Annotated in this window: 2 protein-coding genes; one reads left to right on the top strand and one right to left on the bottom strand. The window is 55.8% G+C overall.

The window, feature by feature from the left end; genetic code table 11:
* Positions 1-239 precede the first annotated feature (239 nt).
* Positions 240-797, top strand: a complete 558-nt coding sequence (locus tag KP701_RS16050) for a phosphate-starvation-inducible PsiE family protein (RefSeq protein WP_215747904.1) — start codon at positions 240-242, stop codon at positions 795-797.
* A gap of 465 nt (positions 798-1262) precedes the next feature.
* On the opposite strand, the gene KP701_RS16045 is transcribed toward KP701_RS16050, so the two are convergent.
* Positions 1263-1745, bottom strand: coding sequence for an Hsp20 family protein (locus tag KP701_RS16045; RefSeq protein WP_077804079.1), 483 nt, complete (start codon positions 1743-1745; stop codon positions 1263-1265).
* Between the last annotated feature and the right edge of the window lie 152 nt (positions 1746-1897).

Below are 1897 nucleotides of genomic sequence, written 5' to 3'. Positions count from 1 at the left end.
GTGCGAGATCATGCCAGAATATTGTCCTGTTGTCTGCCATGCTGGCACCGGATGTAAGCCGGAAGGGCCATGAGCCCTTCCAGAGACTGATTCAGTCCGCAGGGGAGTTCGCATCCACATCCGAGGGATCAAGCGGTTCGACCAGTCCTTTTAACTCTGGATCAGTGGAACTGCTCTAAAAGAAAAACCAGACCCAGGRCGTGGGAACTATAACGCAATTMATAGATGGGAAAACGGCTATGGAAGACCKCTCCATGAAACGTTCCTGGCAGAGCAGGGACTGGTCCCRCYTCATCAAGCTGTTCAGGGGCCTGACATTCTACGAGCGTTTTGAACAGGCGATCATTCTGACCCTGATTGCGCTCATCATGCTGGTCACCGCCATCGCGACGATTCATCTGATCGGCGCGGTATGGCATCTGGTCGTCGATGTCGGAATCGATCCGATCAACCAGACGATCTTCCAGGCGATTTTTGGCGCGATCTTTACTGTTATCATCGCCCTTGAATTCAAACACTCCCTGCTGGTCGTTCTTGCCCAGGATGAGAACGTCATCCGGGTACGGACCATCGTCCTGATCGCCCTCCTGGCGATTGCCCGCAAATTCATCCTGCTGGATCTGCATGATGTGACTGCCATGGAACTGTTCGCTCTCTCGGCGGCTGTTCTGGCGCTGGGTGCCGTCTACTGGCTGGTCCGCGAGCAGGATGCGCGTGTCGCGCGCGATGCCAGAGAACAGGCGCATCTTGAAGATAATCCTGCGGCCCGCTGTGAGCCTGAACGGTCTTCATCCTGAAGAATCGAAGTAAAGGCGGTCTATAACGCCGCCTTTACTCAATCCCCACTATGTCTCGTGCGATGAGGACGTCTTCTTCGCCGTCTCTGGCCCTGACGGTGCCAGATGATCTGTGTCGATGGGCCGGAACGGCGGAATGGGTTGTCCGGGAGAGTAGACCGGTCCCTTGTAGTTCTGATCCAACTGGCTTGCGTTCAAGCTGTCGACCAGCATATCACCTGTGCCGTCTTCGTAATGAGTGCGAGCCCCGGTTTCGGGGATTGTGGACGTTCCCTCAGTCGCCCTTGCATCGAACGATGTTGCAGTCGTCCGGACAACATCACCAGCATGTGCGCCCGACTGGCTCAGTAGAGACAAGCTCAGAGCAGCGCACGACAGAGATATTTTCATCCTCTTCATGCTCATGACCTTTCGAGATTCTCCCTCGGCCGGATGAATGGCCGGGGGAGAGTTTTCGTCACGCCATCAGGCTGCCTCTTTCCGCGCCTCAATCTGGGGCACGGCTTCCTCCGCACGTGCTGTAGAGGACGTAATCGCGATACGACGCGGCTTCATCGCTTCGGGTATCTCACGTTTCAGAGTAATGGACAGAAGTCCGTTCTCGAAGTGCGCATCGGTGACTTTCATATGCTCGGCCAGATCGAAGCGGCGTTCGAATTCTCTGCCCGCAATACCCCGATGGAGATATTCGGTGGCGCTTTGCGGCTCCGGCGCCTTTCGACCTGTCACGACAAGAGTATTGCGCTCCTGTGTGATCGTAAGGTCGGCCTCGGCAAGTCCGGCAACCGCCATGTCGATCCGGTAATCATCCTCACCGGTCTTGACGATATCGTAAGGCGGCCAGTTATCGACCGCCGGAATCCGGCTGGCGAGATCAAGGGCGTTGAGCATTCTGTCAAAACCCACGCTCGAACGGAACAGGGGAGCAAAATCAACGGTGGCTCTCATAGCCATATCCTCCTTTGAGCAACATGGACACAAGATCAAAACTGATAGTTCTGTCTGCCGACCCCTTCGGCGGCCGGCAGATTCAATCTGGGCACTCCGTGCATGGTGTCAAGAGGTATCAAAAATGCAGAAAGGCAGGTTTGGGCGTCCTC

Origin of the sequence: Gluconobacter sp. P1C6_b, assembly GCF_018811945.1 — a bacterium.
Classification (GTDB): Bacteria; Pseudomonadota; Alphaproteobacteria; order Acetobacterales; family Acetobacteraceae; genus Gluconobacter.
The sequence above is the reverse complement of the archived record's forward strand: the minus strand, read 5'-3'. Positions and strand labels throughout refer to the sequence as shown.